The 16807-nt window shown below is 38.6% G+C and carries 14 protein-coding genes and 1 pseudogene; 14 read left to right on the top strand and 1 reads right to left on the bottom strand.

All coding sequences use genetic code 11. From position 1 onward, the window contains the following. Window position 1 precedes the first annotated feature (1 nt). From BkAM31D_RS13825 to BkAM31D_RS13805, 5 genes are read left to right on the top strand one after another with little or no spacing between them, the layout of a single operon-like run. Complete coding sequence (locus BkAM31D_RS13825; protein ID WP_066150394.1) at window positions 2–781, top strand: dihydroorotate dehydrogenase electron transfer subunit; 780 nt, start codon at window positions 2–4, stop codon at window positions 779–781. Beyond that, window positions 778–1725: a dihydroorotate dehydrogenase gene (locus BkAM31D_RS13820; RefSeq protein ID WP_085449801.1), complete on the top strand. Its 948-nt coding sequence runs from the start codon at window positions 778–780 to the stop codon at window positions 1723–1725. The genes BkAM31D_RS13825 and BkAM31D_RS13820 overlap by 4 nt, the downstream gene beginning before the upstream one ends. After that, complete coding sequence (gene pyrF / locus BkAM31D_RS13815) at window positions 1688–2401, top strand: orotidine-5'-phosphate decarboxylase (RefSeq protein ID WP_066150389.1); 714 nt, start codon at window positions 1688–1690, stop codon at window positions 2399–2401. Before BkAM31D_RS13820 ends, pyrF begins: the two co-directional genes overlap by 38 nt. Beyond that, window positions 2398–3030: an orotate phosphoribosyltransferase gene (gene pyrE, locus BkAM31D_RS13810; RefSeq protein ID WP_066150387.1), complete on the top strand. Its 633-nt coding sequence runs from the start codon at window positions 2398–2400 to the stop codon at window positions 3028–3030. The genes pyrF and pyrE overlap by 4 nt, the downstream gene beginning before the upstream one ends. A gap of 24 nt (window positions 3031–3054) precedes the next feature. Further along, on the top strand, window positions 3055–3711 hold the full coding sequence (locus BkAM31D_RS13805; protein WP_066150384.1) for a class I SAM-dependent methyltransferase: 657 nt from the start codon (window positions 3055–3057) through the stop codon (window positions 3709–3711). A gap of 62 nt (window positions 3712–3773) precedes the next feature. Here BkAM31D_RS13805 and BkAM31D_RS13800 read toward each other — a convergent pair whose 3' ends face one another. Beyond that, the gene (locus BkAM31D_RS13800; RefSeq protein WP_066150381.1) at window positions 3774–5483 is read right to left on the bottom strand and encodes an Rqc2 family fibronectin-binding protein; all 1710 of its coding nucleotides are present in this window, start codon (window positions 5481–5483) and stop codon (window positions 3774–3776) included. Window positions 5484–5667: 184 nt separating this feature from the next. Here BkAM31D_RS13800 and BkAM31D_RS13795 point away from each other — a divergent pair. From BkAM31D_RS13795 to rsmB, 9 genes and pseudogenes are all read left to right on the top strand, one after another. Continuing rightward, window positions 5668–8372, top strand: a pseudogene (locus BkAM31D_RS13795) (calcium-translocating P-type ATPase, SERCA-type). Between the two features lie 174 nt (window positions 8373–8546). Further along, window positions 8547–9425 carry a YicC/YloC family endoribonuclease gene (locus tag BkAM31D_RS13790; RefSeq protein WP_066150374.1) on the top strand — a complete coding sequence of 293 codons (879 nt, stop codon included), beginning with the start codon at window positions 8547–8549 and terminating at the stop codon, window positions 9423–9425. Between the two features lie 96 nt (window positions 9426–9521). Continuing rightward, complete coding sequence (remA, locus tag BkAM31D_RS13785; protein ID WP_066150371.1) at window positions 9522–9782, top strand: extracellular matrix/biofilm regulator RemA; 261 nt, start codon at window positions 9522–9524, stop codon at window positions 9780–9782. Between the two features lie 44 nt (window positions 9783–9826). Next, window positions 9827–10441, top strand: coding sequence for a guanylate kinase (gmk, locus tag BkAM31D_RS13780; protein ID WP_066150369.1), 615 nt, complete (start codon window positions 9827–9829; stop codon window positions 10439–10441). Beyond that, window positions 10441–10662 carry a DNA-directed RNA polymerase subunit omega gene (gene rpoZ, locus BkAM31D_RS13775; protein WP_066150366.1) on the top strand — a complete coding sequence of 74 codons (222 nt, stop codon included), beginning with the start codon at window positions 10441–10443 and terminating at the stop codon, window positions 10660–10662. Before gmk ends, rpoZ begins: the two co-directional genes overlap by 1 nt. A gap of 127 nt (window positions 10663–10789) precedes the next feature. Next, the gene (gene coaBC, locus BkAM31D_RS13770) at window positions 10790–12001 is read left to right on the top strand and encodes a bifunctional phosphopantothenoylcysteine decarboxylase/phosphopantothenate--cysteine ligase CoaBC (protein ID WP_066150363.1); all 1212 of its coding nucleotides are present in this window, start codon (window positions 10790–10792) and stop codon (window positions 11999–12001) included. After that, entirely contained in the window at window positions 11998–14394 is a 2397-nt protein-coding gene (gene priA / locus BkAM31D_RS13765; RefSeq protein ID WP_066150359.1) for a primosomal protein N', read from the top strand. The genes coaBC and priA overlap by 4 nt, the downstream gene beginning before the upstream one ends. 111 nt (window positions 14395–14505) lie before the next feature. Further along, on the top strand, window positions 14506–15456 hold the full coding sequence (gene fmt, locus BkAM31D_RS13760; protein WP_066150356.1) for a methionyl-tRNA formyltransferase: 951 nt from the start codon (window positions 14506–14508) through the stop codon (window positions 15454–15456). After that, window positions 15449–16795, top strand: a complete 1347-nt coding sequence (gene rsmB, locus BkAM31D_RS13755; protein ID WP_066150353.1) for a 16S rRNA (cytosine(967)-C(5))-methyltransferase RsmB — start codon at window positions 15449–15451, stop codon at window positions 16793–16795. The genes fmt and rsmB overlap by 8 nt, the downstream gene beginning before the upstream one ends. Window positions 16796–16807 lie beyond the last annotated feature (12 nt).

Raw genomic sequence — 16807 nt, 5'->3', positions numbered from 1 at the left:
AATGATCAAAAAAGATTTGTTTATAATAATGAAACAAGAAACAATTGCCGAAAACATTATGGAATTAACTTGCACGAGTCCGCTTACGAAACAGATGACCGAACCGGGCCAATTCTTACATTTACGTGTAGATACTAGTGAGGACCTTCTGCTTAGAAGACCAATTAGTATTTGTGATGTAGATGTAGAAAATGAAACTGTGACGATGCTGTATCGTATCGATGGGAAAGGAACCAAGCGTTTATCTCTTAAGCAACCAGGAGATACAATTAATATCCTTGGTCCATTAGGCAATGGTTTCCCACTTGAAGCTACAGAACGAGGAGAGACAGCTCTCCTCGTCGGTGGTGGAATTGGTGTCCCTCCTCTTTACTATCTATCCAAGCAATTAACAGAGCGTGGTGTGAAAGTTATTCATGTACTAGGCTTTCAAAATCAAGTGAATGTCTTTTATGAAAATGAGTTCTCAGCACTTGGTGAGACATTTATTGTTACAGCTGATGGATCGTACGGAGAAAAAGGATTTGTAACGGATGTCATTAAACAGAAAGACATTTCTTTCGATACGATGTATACATGTGGACCGACACCTATGCTTTCGGCTCTACAAACTGCTTATAGAGAAAAACGACTATATTTGTCGCTTGAAGAAAGAATGGGTTGTGGGGTAGGAGCGTGTTTTGCCTGTGTCTGCCATGTAGAAGGAGATACAACGCAAACATTATACCGTAAAGTCTGTACAGATGGACCGGTCTTTCCGGTTGGGGAGGTTGTACTATGAGTCGATTACGTGTAGAATTACCGGGATTATCAATGAGGAATCCAGTTATGCCTGCATCTGGCTGTTTTGGATTCGGAAAAGAATATGCCAATTATTTTGATTTGGAGTTGCTTGGAGCCATTGCGATAAAAGCAACTACGGCTGAAGCGCGATTTGGTAACCCAACTCCGCGAGTGGCGGAGACGACAGCAGGAATGTTAAATGCAATCGGCTTACAAAACCCTGGCTTAACGGGCGTTATGCAAAATGAATTACCATGGCTGAACCAATACAATGTGCCAATTGTCGCAAATGTAGCAGGAACTGAAATTGATGATTATGTTGAAACTACAGCAAAGCTCTCCCAGGTAGAAAATGTTCATGCAATTGAATTAAATATTTCTTGCCCAAACGTGAAACAAGGTGGTATTGCATTTGGGACAATTCCACATGTAGCTGCAGAGTTAACGAGAGAAGTAAAAAATGTATCTGCTGTCCCTGTATACGTTAAGCTTTCACCGAACGTAGCAGATATTGTTGAAATCGCAAAAGCGGTAGAAGCTGCAGGTGCTGATGGCTTATCAATGATCAATACGCTTCTTGGTATGCGCATTGATTTAAAAAAGAGAAAACCGATTTTAGCGAATGGTTATGGCGGTTTATCTGGACCGGCAATAAAACCAGTTGCTATTCGTATGATTCACCAAGTGAGTCAAGCGGTCGAAATTCCGATTATTGGGATGGGAGGCATTCAGACAGCAGAAGATGTAGTTGAGTTTATGCTTGCTGGTGCTAGTGCTGTTGCGGTAGGAACAGCAAACTTTACTGACCCATATGCTTGTCCAACGATCATTAATGACTTAACACAAATATTGGATGACTTAGAAGTAGAGAGTGTGAAAGATTTGATCGGGGGAGCTGGAAAAAATGCAACGTCCACTCATAATGGCACTAGATTTAGATAATCGAACGAAACGTTTAGCGTTATTAGAACAGTTTAAAGACGAACAGTTATTTGTGAAAGTTGGCATGGAGTTGTTTTACCGTGAGGGAAGACAAGTGATTGAAGAATTAAAGGGAGAAGGACATCAAATCTTTCTTGATTTAAAACTGCATGATATCCCAAATACGGTTCAACGTTCTATGCGGGAGCTTGCTAGCTTGGATATTGACATTGTCAATGTTCATGCTGCTGGTGGTAAAAAAATGATGAATGCTGCAGTTGAAGGGTTAGAGCAAGGAACAAAGCCAGGGAAAAAGCGTCCTCTATTAATTGCTGTTACGCAATTAACTAGTACAGATGAAGAGACGATGCACAATGAATTGTTAATCCATCATTCTCTTAATGAAGTCGTCTCATCCTATGCTCGTTTTGCTAAAGAAAGCGGTGTAGATGGTGTTGTATGTTCAGCTAAAGAGGTTCCTTACATTCATCAATCATGTGGATCTGATTTTTACACGGTGTGTCCTGGAATTCGTCGACCTGAAGACGAAGTTGGAGATCAAAAACGTATTGTTACACCTGGAAAGGCTAGAGAGTTAGGGTGCTTTGGTATTGTTGTAGGAAGAAGTATAACAAATGCAGAAAATCCTTATGAAGTTTATCGCGCAATGAAAAAAGATTGGGAGGGTGTCAAATGAGAGAGAAAATAGCAAATCACCTATTAGAAATCGGAGCTGTTCATTTACAGCCGACAAACCCTTTTACTTGGACATCAGGCATTAAATCACCGATTTATTGTGACAATCGTCTAACACTTTCTTATCCTCACGTGAGAAAGGATATTATTACAGGATTTGTTAAATTACTAGAAGGTATTGAAGTTGATGTAATAGCTGGGACGGCGACTGCTGGGATTCCGCATGCTGCATTGTTGGCAGATGCCCTTGATTTACCCATGGTTTATGTTAGAGGAAGTGCGAAGGGGCACGGTAAACAAAATCAGATTGAGGGTAAAATTGAAAAAGGACAAAAGGTTGTTTTAGTTGAAGATTTAATCTCTACGGGTGGAAGTGTCATTCAAGCTGCTGAAGCACTTAAAGCAAGTGGAGCAGATGTAGTAGCAGTTATCGCGATTTTCACATATGAGTTTCAAAAAGCAAATGATGCCCTAAAAGAAGCCAATTTACCTACACATATTCTGACTTCCTATTCAACATTATTGAATGTTGCAAAGGAAAAAGGGACAATAACAGCAGAACAAGTTCAACGCTTAAATGAATGGCGAAAAGATCCTTCTTCCCAATCATGGATGATTGAACAAGTATAAACCGAGCATAACTAGGGGCTTTCGATGAAGAAAATGTCTGGTACAGAATTTGATAATCTTGTTGAGTTTTTTGATGCAATGGCACAAACTAAGTGGTTATCTGCTGTTCATAATCAATTAAAGGACTTATCTGGGTGCTGGAATAATAAAACGATTCTAGATGTCGGATGTGGTACAGGTCGCTTACTTGAAAGGGGAATCAACGAGGCTGAATTCCTTCATGGGATTGATTTATCGGAAGCGATGATCAAAAAGTGTCACTCGCTATTTTCTCAATACAAGTCGAAAGCCAACTATCAATTTCAAGTTGGTGATGCTTATCACCTTCCTTTAGAAAATGAAAGGACAGATATTGCACTATCAACTTGCGTAATGTTTCTTCTCCCACAACCGGAAAAAGGCATTATGGAAATGCTGCGTGTTTTGAAAAAAGGTGGAAAGGTCGTGATGTTAAACCCATCTCCAAATATGAGTCCCAAATCAGCTCTTCAATATGCCAATAATCATCAAATCAATGGATTTGAACGAGAAGCTTTACTCAAATGGTCCAATGTATCGACTATAAGACATCGGTATTATAACGAAGAACTAACAGCTATTTTAGAACAGTTGAAAACGAGTAAAATAGTACATACACCTGTGTTAGAAGGTTTAGCAACGATAACATTGGCTGAAAAGTAAAAAGCAGGCTGTCAATTAAAGGATCCCTTTTGATAGGGAACTTTAAGAGACAGACTGCCTTTTTATTTTAGTTTTAATGAACGAACGAGATCTTCATCCGGTGTAACAAAGATCGTTGTTTGTTGCTCATATATAACAAAACCCGGTTTTGCACCATTCGGCTTTTTTACATGGCGGATTTTTGTGTAATCAACGGGAACAGAACTTGATTGTTTGGCCTTGCTAAAAAAGGCTGCGACGGCTGCGGCTTCAAGCAGGGTTTGTTCATCTGGTTCTGTACTACGAATCACAACATGGGAGCCAGGAATATCTTTCGTATGTAACCAAATTTCATCTTGTCTAGCAAATTTATTTGTTACATATTCATTTTGTTTATTATTTTTACCGACAAAAAAGTCAATTCCTGTAGAAGACCGGTATTGCTCAATTTGTGGCTTAACATCTTTCTTTTTCTTTTGTTGTTTTTGACGTCTTCTAATATAACCTTCTTCCATTAATTCTTCACGTATTTCTTCGATATCTTTAGGGGCTGCACTTTCCATTTGTTGTATTAACTGATCAAAGTAATCTATTTCTTCGTTCGCTTTATAAATTTGTTCTTCAACGATCGCAACAGAGTTTTTTGCCTTTGTGTATCGTTTGAAATAGGCTTGAGCATTTTCAGAAGGAGTCTTTTGTGGATCAAGATCAATGTTAATTGTACGACCTTGTTCGTCGTAATAATCAATGACTTCAATTGCTTTATCTCCGCGCTTAGCGAGGTGTAAATTGGCTGTTAAAAGTTCCCCGAGTTTTTGATAATCTTTTGCTTGCTCAGCTTGTGTAAGGGTTCTTTCCAACTTTTTTATTTTCTTTTTATTTTTCTGCCATTCGTTACGCAAGAAACGTTCTAAATCGTGGGCTTGTTGCTTTACGCGATCTCGTTCTGCTTTCCCGAAGTAGAAGCGATCTAGTAACTCACTTATGGTAGTGAATGTTTTATGTTCACCTTCTAAATGTTTTAAATGAATGATAGAAAAAGATTCTTTTTCATTTGTGATCAATTCGGGCTCGTATTCATGTTTTTCTAATGGATTAATAACATCGAAATAAGCTTTTGGAAGCGTTGATCGATTGACCATTGTCCCAGCACGATATAAAATTTCTTTCGCCAACTGAGGTGAAAGCCCCGCTATTTGTTCAACTAATTGACGATCAATTTTTCCAGCATTAAAATCTATTTTTCTTAATAACCCATCGGCATCAAGTTCAAAAGGATCCGTTTTATGTTGCTCAGGAGGAAGTTTGTACGTATGTCCAGGGAGAACGGTACGATAACTACTTTGGGCATAACTTATGTGCTTAATGCTATCAATAATTGTACCTGTCTCTTTATCAACTAACGTAATGTTACTATGCCTTCCCATTATTTCTACATAGAGGAGCTTGTATGTTTCGTCACCAAGTTCATCTTTATTTTTGATATGAAAGATGATGATTCTTTCCATACCTAATTGTTCAATACGTTCAATTAAACTGCCTTCTAAATGTTTTCTTAATAGCATGCAAAACATTGGAGGCGTAGAGGGATTATCATATTTTTCCTTCGTTACATGAATTCGTGCAAAATTTGCATTTGCTGATAATAATAGTTGATGGTTCTTCCCTTTGGCTCGAATTGTAAAAATCAACTCAGTTTTATATGGCTGATAAATTTTTGAAATACGTCCTGACGTTAACATCGTTGTTAATTCATATGTCATCGCCCTTGTCATAAATCCGTCAAATGACATGGCTGTTCATCCTTTCTTGACGATCTGCGTTATGTATGAAGTAAGAGAGGTTCCCCTACTCATTGCAAAGAATTGCTTTCTAGAGTATAGCATGTTTTAACGTGTCACTGAATATGATGGCTTGTATAAAGGAAAAGGAAAAGCTCTCTTTAGTAAAGTATGAACATTTGCGGGGTGTGACGAGATGAATTGGTACAAGTTGGAGGAGAATGAGGTAACCTCATCAGTCGGAACAAGTATAGAACAAGGATTAACAGAAAAAGAAGCAGACAAGCGTTTGAACAAGTATGGACCTAATAAGTTGGATGAGGGAAAACGTCCTTCTGCGTTATTTGTATTTCTTGGGCAGTTTAAAGATTTTATGGTCCTAGTTCTATTGGCAGCTACTTTTATTTCCGGGATGTTAGGGGAATACATCGATGCGATCACGATAATGATCATTGTCTTATTGAATGGATTTCTAGGGTTTGTACAGGAAAGGAAAGCAGAGAAGTCGCTTGATGCACTTAAAGAACTTTCGGCCCCTCAAATGCAAGTGTTACGAGGGGAGTGTGGAAAAAGGTATTATCTGCTAACGTAGTTCCTGGTGATATTGTAAAAATTCAGAGTGGTGACCGGATCGGAGCAGACATCCGTCTTTTAACATCAAATGGCCTTCGAATTGAGGAGTCTTCATTAACAGGTGAGTCTGTCCCTGTTCAAAAGCACCATCAGTCATTAAATGGGTTGGATGTTGAAATAGGTGACCAATCAAATATGGCTTTTATGGGTACTCTTGTTACACAAGGAAGTGCCATTGGTGTTGTGATTGCAACTGGTATGAAAACCGAGATGGGGAAGATTGCTCATTTACTCCAAACGACTACAACTCTTATTACACCGCTTCAACGCCGTCTAGAGCAATTAGGAAAAATTTTAATTGCAGTTGCATTAATATTAACCGCACTTGTTGTCATCATTGGAGTGCTTCAAGGTCGAGATGTGTATACAATGGTTTTATCTGGGGTCTCACTGGCAGTTGCTGCTATTCCTGAAGGGTTACCAGCTATTGTAACAGTTGCGCTTGCTCTAGGTGTACAACGAATGATCAAACGTAAGGCGATTGTTCGGAAATTACCTGCTGTTGAAACACTCGGATGTGCATCAGTTATATGTTCAGATAAAACTGGCACATTAACTCAAAATAAGATGACTGTTACACATGCTTGGAGTAGCGGTGAATATTGGACTATTACCGGAAATGGCTATGAGCCAAAAGGAGATTTCCTTAAGAGTGGGAAAAAGGCAAATCCTGCGAAGGAGAGAACACTTCAACAGCTACTAAGTTTTGGTTGGCTCTGTAATAACGCTAGTTTGTTAGAAAAAACAACCAAACAAGGTATGTTGAGAAAACAAGTGAAAGAATATGTTATGGACGGGGATCCTACCGAAGGTGCATTAGTCGTTGCCGCTATGAAAGCAGGTTATTCCGAAGAAGGGTTGGAACAACATTATAAGAGAATACTCGAATTTCCTTTTGACTCTGCAAGAAAAATGATGTCTGTTATTGTGCAAGACAAAAAAGGTCGCTCATTTGTCATTACAAAGGGAGCACCAGATGTTGTGCTAGGTCAGTGTCAAAAGATTGTATATGGAAGCAATGAAGAGGCACTTACATCAAGAAGGCGAACAGAAGTTGAATCTGTTATTGATCATTTAGCAGGTAATGCGCTAAGAACGATAGCGATTGCGTATCGCCCGCTTGGGAATAAAGAGTCGTGTAAACAAGCTTTTGAAGCAGAACGTGGATTAACTTTAATTGGCCTTCAAGGGATGATTGATCCTCCTAGACCTGAAGTAAAAGATTCAATTGAAGAATGCCGGCAAGCTGGTATTAAAACCGTTATGATTACGGGAGATCACAAAATTACAGCATCAGCTATTGCTAGTCAATTAGGTATTCTATCTCAAAAAGGGAAAGTATTAGATGGAGCTGCCCTATCGCGGTTAAGTGTAGCAGAATTGGAAGAAGTGGTTGATGATGTTGATGTTTATGCACGTGTTTCGCCTGAACATAAATTAAAAATTGTAAAGGCGCTTCAAGCTAGAGGACACATTGTTGCAATGACCGGTGACGGTGTAAATGACGCTCCAGCCATTAAGGCAGCTAACATCGGGATTGCGATGGGAATTACGGGAACGGATGTTGCAAAAGAAGCCTCTTCTCTTGTTTTAAGTGATGATAACTTCTCAACAATTAAAGCTGCGATTAAAGAGGGCCGAAACATTTATGAGAACATTCGAAAATTCATTCGCTATATGATGGCTTCAAATGTCGGTGAGATTTTGGTTATGCTTTTTGCAATGATCCTTGGAATGCCTCTTCCTCTAGTGGCCATTCAAATTCTTTGGATTAATCTTGTAACTGATGGCTTGCCTGCTATGGCACTTGGGATGGACCAGGCTGAGGGAGATGTAATGAAGCGGGCACCAAGAAGTCCGAATGAAGGGGTATTTGCTCGTGGATTAACGTGGAAAATTCTCAGTCGTGGTTTTATGATTGGGGTTGTGACGTTAATTGCTTTCTGGTTTACGTTGCAAGCCAATCCAGATGATTTAACAAGAGCACAAACCGTAGCATTTGTAACGCTTGTTATGGCACAGCTTATACATGTGTTTGATTGCCGAAGCGAATATTCTGTCTATCACCGTAATCCTTTTGAGAATAAGTATTTAGTAGGGGCAGTTGCACTTTCTACTCTTTTGATGATCGCTGTTATCTATTACCCACCATTACAAACAGTTTTTCATACTGTAGCCCTGAATGGCCGTGAATGGTTATTAGTCTTAGCGATGGCTTCCATTCCAACAGTCGTACTAGGTGGTTTTCAATTGCTGAAAAGAAAATAAAAATAAGGCTGACTCCGTGATTTGTTCCCTTTTAATAAGGGAAAAGGAGTCAGCTTTTTAATAGGTATACCACTGCTGAAAAAGAGTTTTATTTTTATATTAATATAATAAAATCGGCGTTTTACTTGTTGATGTTCGCTATTTTCGGTAAAATAGTGTTTGGATGTGATAAAAATGAAAAGTATGACAGGATATGGAACATCAAGTGTAAAAGGGCACTATATGGAAATGACGATTGAAGTGAAAGCGGTCAATCATCGTTTTCTAGAATGCCACTTGAAGCTTCCGAAGGTTTTGCAAACAATGGAAGATCGATTGCGTAAAGCAATGAAAGAACAAGTCTCACGCGGGAAAATTGACTTAACGATTCATCTAGAAGAGAATTTTGATAAGAAACGAACCCTTCGATTAGATGAACAATTATTAGATCAATATGTAGAAGCTATACAGCTATTGAAAGTGAAATTTGGGGATTCTATAAAAATTGATCTAGCAACCTTACTTGCAGATCAAAGCATTGCATCTGTTGAGGAAGTTAGTGAGAACATAGAAATTGATGAGCAAGGAGTACTTGCAGGAGTAGAAAGTGCTTTACAGTCTTTTAATTCGATGAGGGAAACAGAAGGCGGTTATCTGAAAAAAGATATGGAAGATTGGCTTCATTCTTTGCAAGGATATTGTGAGGAAATTAGAGAACTGGCTCCTACTTTAGTAGATCGTTATCGTGAAAAGATTGAAACACGTATCCGTTCCTTTTTGGATGAAGGTTTGGAAGCAGATGAGGGAAGATTATTGACTGAGCTTGCTATTTTCGCGGAGAAAGTGGATGTTAGTGAAGAACTCGTTCGATTGCAAGCACATATTAACCAATATCGGTATTACTTAGAAAAGCATGAACCAATTGGTAGACGACTTGATTTTTTAATTCAAGAAATGAACCGTGAAGTAAATACAATTGGTTCAAAAGGAGCGGATACATCCATGAGGCAATATGTTGTTGAGATGAAGGGTGTATTAGAAAAATTGAAGGAACAGGTACAAAATGTTGAATAGAAGCTAGAAATCGAACGGAGTTTCGTATATAGTTAGATTAGTTTGGATAACAATGTTGAGAGTGGATGCTGCTCTCCTAAAGTGGGGGTAAATGGTATGAACATAAAGTTAATAAACATTGGGTTTGGAAATATTGTCTCAGCTAATCGAATTATTTCCATTGTAAGTCCAGAGTCAGCACCAATTAAACGAATTATTCAAGATGCTCGTGATCGTAACATGCTCATTGATGCTACATACGGAAGAAGAACACGTGCTGTAATCATTGCAGACAGCGATCATGTCATACTTAGTGCCGTACAGCCTGAAACGGTGGCACAAAGATTAACTAGCAAAGATGACGGTGGAGAAGACTAGTCAATTTTGTTACATATTTGAATGCATGCGTGTAGGAGGTTTTCATGAAGAAAGAGAAAGGTCTTTTACTTGTACTATCAGGACCAGCTGGTGTCGGAAAAGGAACAGTGTGCGGGGCATTACGTCAAGAAAATACATCCGTACAATACTCTGTCTCTGCAACGACACGTCTTCCACGTGAGGGAGAAAAAGATGGTGTTAATTATTTCTTTAAAACTAGAGAAGAATTTGAGAAAATGATTGAGCAAGATCAATTATTAGAGTGGGCAGAATATGTAGGTAATTATTATGGTACACCAATTGAATATGTAAGAGAAACAATTGAGAGTGGTCAAGACATTATACTTGAAATTGAAGTTCAAGGTGCACTAAAAGTTAGAGAACGATTCCCAGAAGGCGTTTTTATCTTTTTAATGCCACCAAGTCTTGCAGAACTACGTAGCCGAATTGTTGGGCGTGGTACGGAGACAGAAGACATTATTGATAAACGGATGACGGTTGCAAAAGAAGAGATTGAAATGATGAAGAAGTATGATTATGTAGTTGAAAATGATCAAGTTCATCTAGCAGTTGAACGTATTAAATCGATTGTAACTGCAGAACATTGCAAACGTGAACGTCTAATTGAAAAATACAAAGAACTTGCGGAGGTTGACTAATGCTATATCCTTCTATTGATTCACTTTTAACGAAATTAGATTCAAAATACACACTTGTGACCGTTTCAGCGAAACGAGCACGTGAAATTAAAGAGGACATGTCTCGTGGGCCAATGGTAAACCGTCCAGTCTCACATAAACCAGTTGGGGTTGCCCTCGAAGAAATCATTGACGATCACTTGCACTTTAAACGTATTAATCCATTAGATGATGAGGAATAAGAGCGAAGAGGCTGACTCATATTTAAAGCTCAAATCGAACGCTTTTCAAGCAAAAGATTTGATGTTTTGAGTCAGCCTTTTTCTTTTTATTAACGTATATTTTAATAGAATGGGGAGTAGGTGGAGTATGTTAAAAGGGAAAAATGTTGTACTAGCAGTATGTGGAGGTATTGCAGCTTTTAAAGCTGCGGCGTTAACGAGTAAGCTTGTTCAAGCAGAAGCCAATGTAAAAGTGATTATGACGAATTCAGCAAAAGAATTTGTTACACCATTGACCTTTCAAGCACTTTCTCGTCAACCGGTCTATGATAATACATTTGTTGAACCTGATCCAACCAAAATTGCTCATATTGATGTGGCTGATTGGGCGGATGTAATACTTGTAGCACCTGCAACAGCAAATGTCATTGCAAAACTAGCTAATGGATTAGCAGACGATATGTTAACAACAACGTTACTTGCAACGAAGGCTCCTATTTACTTAGCGCCAGCTATGAATGTCAATATGCTTAACCATCCTGCTGTTTTGCGCAATATCAAAACTTTAAAAGAGGATGGTTTCATTGTTGTCGATGGTACGGAAGGTTATTTAGCTTGTGGATGGACGGGGAAAGGTAGAATGGCTGAACCAGAAGATCTCTTGCAACTACTTAATAGCCACTTTGCTCTAACTAAGGGGATTTTGGCTGGAAAACAAGTTGTCATAACAGCTGGCCCAACTCAAGAAAAAATTGACCCAGTCCGTTACTTTACAAATCATTCTTCTGGGAAAATGGGCTATGCAATAGCAGAGGCTGCTAAGCAACAAGGAGCTACTGTCACTCTAATTTCTGGCCCTACAGCAATCGAACCTCCTGAGGGGATCAACATTGTAGATGTTGTATCTGCTCAAGAAATGTTTGAACAAGCAATGAACCATTTTAGTCATGCAGACATTGTGATAAAGGCAGCTGCTGTCGCTGATTACCGTCCTAGAGAAACATTCTCGCAAAAAAGGAAAAAACAGCCGGGGGAATGGGCCATTGAAATGGAGAGAACGACTGATATCTTAAAAACAATGGGTGAAAATAAGGAATCTCAGATACTTGTTGGTTTTGCGGCTGAATCAGAGAATGTAGAAGAATATGCTAAGAAGAAACTACAATCAAAGAACTTAGATTTGATTGTAGCAAATAATATTTTAGCAAGTGGTGCGGGATTTAAAGGTGATACGAATATTATTACGATCATGACAAAGGATGAACAAAAGAAAGAGTATCCTTTACTTTCCAAGGCAGATGCAGCTAATTGTATTATTCAAGATATTGCTTCTTACATTGAGAGGCAAAACAAGAAATGATTGCTAAAGTAATTGTTGATGTACCAAGTTCCCAAACGGATCGTTTATATGATTATGAGATTCCGGAAGAATGGATCGAGATTGTACAAGTCGGGATTAGAGTAATCGTTCCCTTTGGTCCTAGAAAAATTCAGGGTTTTGTCGTTGACATTGTAAGTGAATCAACATTTGAAAAGACAAAGCCAATAATTGAAGTGATGGATGTTGTTCCAATATTAACAGATGAACTCATTCAATTAGGAGAATGGTTATCTGAACAAACACTTTCATTTAGGTTATCAGCTTATCAATTAATGATTCCAGCAGCACTTAGGACGAAAGTGAAAAAGGAAGTTCACTTAAAAACAGAACGGCAAAAAATTTCAAAAGAGATTCTACCGCTCTTTGAAAAAGAGAATAAAATACCGTGGGAACAAGTTTCGAAAAATAATCGCTTATTAAAGGTCATCCATCAATTTGTTAAAGACGGTTTTCTTGAAATCACCTATCAGGTTGAAGAAAAAGGGAAGAAGAAAACCGAACGATATATTAAACTTGCTTCTACTCATTTAGAAATAGAAGACATACCATCAAGAGCAGTTAAACAAAAGGAAGTTTTATCATATGTTGCTCAACACAAGGAACCGATAAGTGTTCAAGCTTTACTAGATGCAACAAATACTACAAGACATGTTTTAACAACACTAATAAAAAAAGGATACGTACAAGAGATTGAACTGGAAGTTTATCGTGATCCTTTAGCAGGTACCAATTATGAGAGGACGGAGCCTCGAAGCCTAACAGCCAAACAGACTGAAGTCATTACTCCTATTTGGGAATCATTGGAAGGTGAAGCGCATCAAACTTTCTTGTTGCATGGTGTTACTGGAAGTGGAAAGACAGAAGTGTATTTACAGTCAATTGATAAATCGCTTAGAGCTGGGAAAGAGGCTATCGTTCTTGTCCCAGAAATATCTCTTACACCACAAATGGTACAGCGTTTTAAAGGCAGATTTGGATCGAAAGTAGCTGTTCTTCATTCAGGGTTATCTATGGGTGAGAAATATGATGAGTGGCGAAAAATTTTACGAAAAGAAGTACAAGTAGTGGTAGGAGCACGTTCGGCAATTTTTGCTCCGTTCACAAATATAGGGATTATTATTATCGATGAGGAACATGAAACCAGTTATAAGCAAGAGGAACACCCGAGATATCATGCTCGAGATGTCGCAATTAAGCGTGGTCAGTATTACAAATGCCCTGTTATTCTAGGTAGTGCAACTCCATCTCTTGAGTCGTATGCACGAGCTATAAAAGGTGTATACAATCTCTTGCCATTAACAGAGCGGGTTAATAACCGACCTATGCCTGCTGTAAACGTAATTGATATGCGCGAGGAATTACGTCAAGGTAATCGCTCTATGTTTTCACAAGTGTTGTTAGAAAAGTTAAGAGAACGTATTGCCAAAGGAGAACAATCTGTCCTCTTTTTAAACAGGAGAGGGTATTCTACTTTCGTAATGTGTCGAGACTGCGGATATGTAGCAACGTGTGATCATTGTGATATTTCACTAACCTATCATCGCACAAACCACTCGTTAAAATGTCACTATTGTGGACATGAAGAGAAAATGCCCAACACTTGCGAATCATGTGGAAGTGACCACATTCGTTTTTTTGGCTCTGGTACACAGAAGGTAGAAGAAGAATTGACACGTGTATTGCCAGAAGCAAAAGTAATAAGAATGGATATTGATACAACTAGGCGTAAAGGGGCACACGAAAAGTTACTAACTGCTTTTGGAAAAGGAGAAGCAGATATTTTATTAGGGACACAGATGATCGCAAAAGGTCTTGATTTCCCGAAGATTACCTTAGTCGGCGTATTGGCGGCCGATTCTATGCTTCATATACCAGATTTTCGTTCAGCTGAACGAACATTCCAATTAATGGAGCAAGTAAGTGGCAGGGCAGGAAGGCATGATTTAGCTGGTGAAGTAATCATTCAGTCCTATACACCAAACCATTACAGCATAGAACTCGTCAGGACTCATGATTATGATCAGTTCTTTAAAATGGAAATGAGCCAACGAAAAATGGGTTTATACCCGCCTTATGTCTTCATGGTTTTAATAAATATATCCCATGTTGAACTAACCCACGTTATAAATGTTTCAGAAAAGATCACAACTTTTTTAAAAAGGCAACTGGCTAGTGATACGGTTGTTCTAGGTCCAGTAGCTTCACCACTCACAAGGATTAAAGATAGATATCGATATCAATGCATGATAAAATACAGAAACGAGTCAGGACTTAGAGAAACGTTAAGAGAAATCCAGCAACACTATATTCGAGAAATGAATCAAGGACAACTCCAAGTTTCAATTGACATGCATCCATATATATTTATATAGAGTTTCTAAGAAGGGTTTAACCTTTTTAGAAACTCGTTAACAGTTGTTTATAAAAAATATAGAAAATACATAGAAAATCGTTTAATTAGTATGTGGAAGGTGGGCAATAACATGAAAATTGTTTTTATGGGAACTCCTGATTTTTCTGTTCCTGTATTGAGTAACTTAATAAGTGAGGGCTATGATATCGTTGCAGTTGTGACGCAACCAGATCGACCAGTTGGCAGAAAGCGTGTTTTAACGCCACCGCCGGTTAAGGTTGAAGCAGAAAAACACAAGATTGCTGTATTGCAGCCTGAGAAGATAAAAGAGCCAATGGAGATTGAAAAAGTTTTAGCCTATGATCCGGATCTGATTATAACAGCGGCTTTTGGACAAATTTTACCGAAAGAATTGCTTGATGCTCCAAAGTATGGCTGTATCAATGTACATGCATCCTTACTGCCTGAATATCGAGGAGGAGCACCAATCCATCAAGCAATTATTGATGGTCAAAAAGAAGCAGGGGTTACCATTATGTATATGGTTGAAAAATTGGATGCTGGCGATATGCTTTCACAAGTTCGAGTTCCGATTGATGAGAATGATCATGTTGGAACAATGCATGACAAATTAAGTAGCTCTGGAGCTAAGTTATTAATCGAAACGATTCCTGGCTTAATAAGCGGAGCTATACAGCCTCAACCACAAGATGAAGCAAAGGTAACTTTTGCGCGGAATATTTCGAGAGAAATGGAGTTGCTAGATTGGACCCGTTCTGGAGAAAGCCTTTATAATCAAATTCGTGGTCTCCATCCATGGCCAGTTGCTTATACATTGTTAGAAGGCAAACCATTAAAAGTATGGTGGGGCGAAAAAGTTAAGTCGACACAAGAACAAAAGCCAGGAGTCATTGAACGTATTGACGCTGATGGCTTCGTTGTAGCAACGGGAAGTGACACTGCGATAAAAATTACTGAACTTCAGCCTTCAGGGAAAAAGAAAATGACAGCAGATTCTTTTATTAGAGGGGCAGGGTCTCAATTAACAGTTGGAGTTCAATTAGGAGATACAAATGAGTAAGCCGGTTAGAGAAGTAGCACTGGAAGTATTATTACAAATTGAGAAACATCAAGCTTATAGCAATCTTCTTTTAAATCAAACGGTGAAACGGGCTAATTTAGATCCAAGAGATGTTGGTTTGCTTACTGAGATTGTTTACGGAACGATTCAACGTAGAGATACACTCGATTATTATTTGAACTATTTTGTGAAAAAAGGTGTTCATTCATTAAATGATTGGGTAAGAGTATTATTACGTTTATCGGTTTATCAATTAGTCTATTTGGATCGGATTCCTGAAAGGGCGATCGTTCATGAAGCTGTTACGATTGCTAAGAAGAGAGGTCATAAAGGGATTAGTGGAATGGTAAATGGCGTTTTACGATCATTAATTCGTCAAGGGGTGCCAACGATTGATAAAGGCCAAAGCAGTATTGAACAAATCGCAATCGAGACAAGCTTTCCTATTTGGCTTGTTCAGCGTTGGGTTGAACAATATGGTACGGAAATTACTAAAGAAATGTGTGAGTCAAGCTTAATTCCTCCACATGTAACCGTTCGTGTTAATCAAGTCAAATCAACAGTCGAACAAGCCTTAGAAAGATTACAAGTAGAAGGGGTACAAGCTCGATTTGGAGAGCTTTCAGAGGATGCGCTTATTATTGAAAAAGGAAATGTTTTTCAAACGTCTGCTTATTTGGAAGGGATCGTAACGGCTCAAGATGAGAGTTCCATGCTTGTAGGGAGAGCGTTAGGAGTAAAAGAAGGTATGGAAGTTCTGGATACTTGTGCAGCACCAGGTGGGAAATCCACACATATTGCCGAGCAAATGAACGATCGTGGAGAGGTTTTCTCATTTGATTTACATGAACATAAAGTGAAGTTGATCCGTGAGCAGGCAAATCGTCTTGGTTTAACTAGTATAAAAGCAGAGGCCACCGATGCTCGGAAATTAAAGATGCATATGAATGGCAAACAATTCGATCGTGTATTAATAGATGCTCCTTGTAGTGGATTTGGTGTAATAAGAAGAAAGCCAGATATAAAATGGTCGAAACAATTAAAAGATGTCGAGGCTATTAAAGAAATTCAAAGTTCAATTTTAAATGAGGTTGCACCGCTTTTAAAGACTGGTGGAACACTAGTTTATAGTACATGTACGGTGGATAAAGATGAGAATGAGAAGGTAGTACAATCCTTTTTAGACAGGCATCCTGATTTTCAGTTGGACAAGACCTTGATTGAAAGACTTCCAGAAAAAGCGAAAAGCTCTAAGCATTATAAAGATGGCATGATTACGATTTTGCCTCAGGACTTTCACACAGATGGGTTCTTTATTGCTAGTCTTATAAAAAATTAACGGAACTAAAAG

The organism is Halalkalibacter krulwichiae, assembly GCF_002109385.1.
In the GTDB taxonomy this organism is placed as follows: domain Bacteria; phylum Bacillota; class Bacilli; order Bacillales; family Bacillaceae_D; genus Halalkalibacter; species Halalkalibacter krulwichiae.
This window is presented reverse-complemented; position numbering and strand designations above follow the sequence as displayed.

Coding starts and splice junctions, on each gene's coding strand:
- BkAM31D_RS13825 (WP_066150394.1), top strand. CDS start 2: ATGATCAAAAAAGATTTGTTTATAATAATGAAACAAGAAACAATTGCC.
- BkAM31D_RS13820 (WP_085449801.1), top strand. CDS start 778: ATGAGTCGATTACGTGTAGAATTACCGGGATTATCAATGAGGAATCCA.
- pyrF (WP_066150389.1), top strand. CDS start 1,688: ATGCAACGTCCACTCATAATGGCACTAGATTTAGATAATCGAACGAAA.
- pyrE (WP_066150387.1), top strand. CDS start 2,398: ATGAGAGAGAAAATAGCAAATCACCTATTAGAAATCGGAGCTGTTCAT.
- BkAM31D_RS13805 (WP_066150384.1), top strand. CDS start 3,055: ATGAAGAAAATGTCTGGTACAGAATTTGATAATCTTGTTGAGTTTTTT.
- BkAM31D_RS13800 (WP_066150381.1), bottom strand. CDS start 5,483: ATGTCATTTGACGGATTTATGACAAGGGCGATGACATATGAATTAACA.
- BkAM31D_RS13790 (WP_066150374.1), top strand. CDS start 8,547: ATGAAAAGTATGACAGGATATGGAACATCAAGTGTAAAAGGGCACTAT.
- remA (WP_066150371.1), top strand. CDS start 9,522: ATGAACATAAAGTTAATAAACATTGGGTTTGGAAATATTGTCTCAGCT.
- gmk (WP_066150369.1), top strand. CDS start 9,827: ATGAAGAAAGAGAAAGGTCTTTTACTTGTACTATCAGGACCAGCTGGT.
- rpoZ (WP_066150366.1), top strand. CDS start 10,441: ATGCTATATCCTTCTATTGATTCACTTTTAACGAAATTAGATTCAAAA.
- coaBC (WP_066150363.1), top strand. CDS start 10,790: ATGTTAAAAGGGAAAAATGTTGTACTAGCAGTATGTGGAGGTATTGCA.
- priA (WP_066150359.1), top strand. CDS start 11,998: ATGATTGCTAAAGTAATTGTTGATGTACCAAGTTCCCAAACGGATCGT.
- fmt (WP_066150356.1), top strand. CDS start 14,506: ATGAAAATTGTTTTTATGGGAACTCCTGATTTTTCTGTTCCTGTATTG.
- rsmB (WP_066150353.1), top strand. CDS start 15,449: ATGAGTAAGCCGGTTAGAGAAGTAGCACTGGAAGTATTATTACAAATT.